The sequence below is a fragment of the Algoriphagus sp. NF genome (assembly GCF_028823735.1).
Lineage (GTDB): Bacteria > Bacteroidota > Bacteroidia > Cytophagales > Cyclobacteriaceae > Algoriphagus > Algoriphagus marincola.
Map to the genome: position 1 here is coordinate 1 of NZ_JAPEIB010000090.1, position 1901 is coordinate 1901.

A 1901-nucleotide genomic window follows, 5' to 3' on the forward strand; every position below is an offset into this window, starting at 1 on the left:
CTCCTAGTTCTAATTGTGGGAAATAAAGGGTAGCACCCGGTAATGGCTCATTGGACTCTTCATCCAAGATTTGAGCCTTGAAGGTATTTTGGGCAAAAGACAAGGTGCTTAAGCCCATGACCAAAGCGGCCAGGATCATTCGTAACATAATGTTGATTTAAAATGGGTTTTTAAAAAAAGATTCTTATTAAACCCAAATAGACGGTGGCTTCATCAAGCCTGGAGGTGAAAAATCAGGGATAAATTGAGGTTCGCAAGGAAGCTGAACTTTCACAAACGAGTCTGCAAAAAAAGTCAAATTACTCTCAAACTGGGAAGTAGTAAATCCTATACAAGCACCACAACTGAAAAATGGCAAACAAGGTAGATGACTTTCAGATTCTTCGGAGCAATCTCGTGTCGTTTCCATATCCTCACAGGAATCCTCAGCCTCTAAGCAGCAATTTTGCGAGGAGAGGAAAAGTGTCAGAAAAGAAAGTATGATTGCCAGTGTTTTCACGGGACACAAATAAAATGAAATTTACTGGGAGCAGCAATTACTTAAGTCTCGCCACCATAATTCCGGATTGGCTTCTATTTCCAGCTAAGTAATCATGCAGGGGTTTTTCAGAGATTTCAACCTCTTTATTTGCAGAGCTCGCATGCATCAAATGCATTCGACCGTTCTGCTCAACGGCAAATCCCACGTGTACCATATCCAGATTAGAAATTGAGGTAGTGATCGCGATCAAGTCTCCAGATTGGATTTGACTTTCATGGGCACTGATTTGATCTTTGGGGATGAAAAAATACTCCCGAAGCCGGATAGAAGCTTCAATATTTTGTAATCGTTCGACATTTTCCCGATCGCTGAGTTGGGGATAAAACTTTGGGTTTTCAGTCATAAAGGTCGGATTGTTTTCATAGGGAATCCCTCCGATTTGCTCCGTTATATCCGACAAAATTCCTTTTTCCTGATTGACGGCAATCCAGTCTGAGAAATAGTGAAGTCTTGATGTATAACCCTCGTTTTTGCCATTCCGATAGCGTAGCGTTTCGAGCCCCTTTTCAAAAGTTTCAAAATCGTTTTTATCTTCTTTGGCCATTCTTGCCAATGTGACCACGCTTTCCAGGTAGGTGGTGCAGTCCACTCCCTGAAGGTCAATGACCAATCGTTCGGGGCCGGGGATTTCCAAGGTTTTTTCTACGTAGGGAGTGCCCATAAAGCTTTTTCCGATTTCCACGATTAATTCGTTTTTGGAGGAATTGGCATCTAAAGTGGGCAGGAGTGCAAGAGCCTTCTCCAGTCTTGCTCGGGATTCGGGTGTGCAGACGGTCTGTGAATATCCGATGTAGGGAAGTAGGGAGAGAAGCAGAATAAGCAATGATTTCCTTTTACTTGACTTTTTCATAAAAGCGAAGATAGTAATTTCGGGAGGTCTTGGGGCATTTGGGTTTTGGAATGGTATGGTTGCCTATTTTTCTAATCTCAAAATGGAGAGCGGAAGTTTATAGGCAACCTCAACCACCCATCCTTCCATACTGATTTGATTTTCAAAACTTCCAGATTGGCTTCCATCTTGCCAGGTATAGCTTATTGTTCTCAAGTCATTAGGAGTAGAAAGCATGTGACTTCCTTGAATGATGAGGAATGATGATTTGAAGATTTGAAACTCTGTATGCAGGCCTACTTTAAAGAAGGTTTTCAATGATGGTTCGGAGACAGAGAAGTCAACCTGAACGCCTTCTGATGAATTGGAGCCATAGTATGGAAAGCTTCCATCTTGGCTGGGTTTATTGGTGGTGTGGATAATTAGATTTCCTGAGGCATTCGCCCCAAAACGAATGGATTTCTTTGAATTGACAGGGATATCGTAACGCAGACCCAGAGGGATAAAAATTGAATTTAGATTGCTTTGGGT

Annotated in this window: 2 protein-coding genes; both read right to left on the bottom strand. The window is 42.1% G+C overall.

Features of this window, described 5'->3' with window-relative positions; translation table 11 throughout:
* Positions 1–536: 536 nt before the first annotated feature.
* Positions 537–1391, bottom strand: coding sequence for an N-acetylmuramoyl-L-alanine amidase-like domain-containing protein (locus OU792_RS18435; RefSeq protein WP_274671043.1), 855 nt, complete (start codon positions 1389–1391; stop codon positions 537–539).
* A 63-nt stretch (positions 1392–1454) separates the two neighbouring features.
* Positions 1455–1901: hypothetical protein (locus OU792_RS18440; protein WP_274671044.1), on the bottom strand; the 447-nt coding region annotated here is incomplete at its 5' end.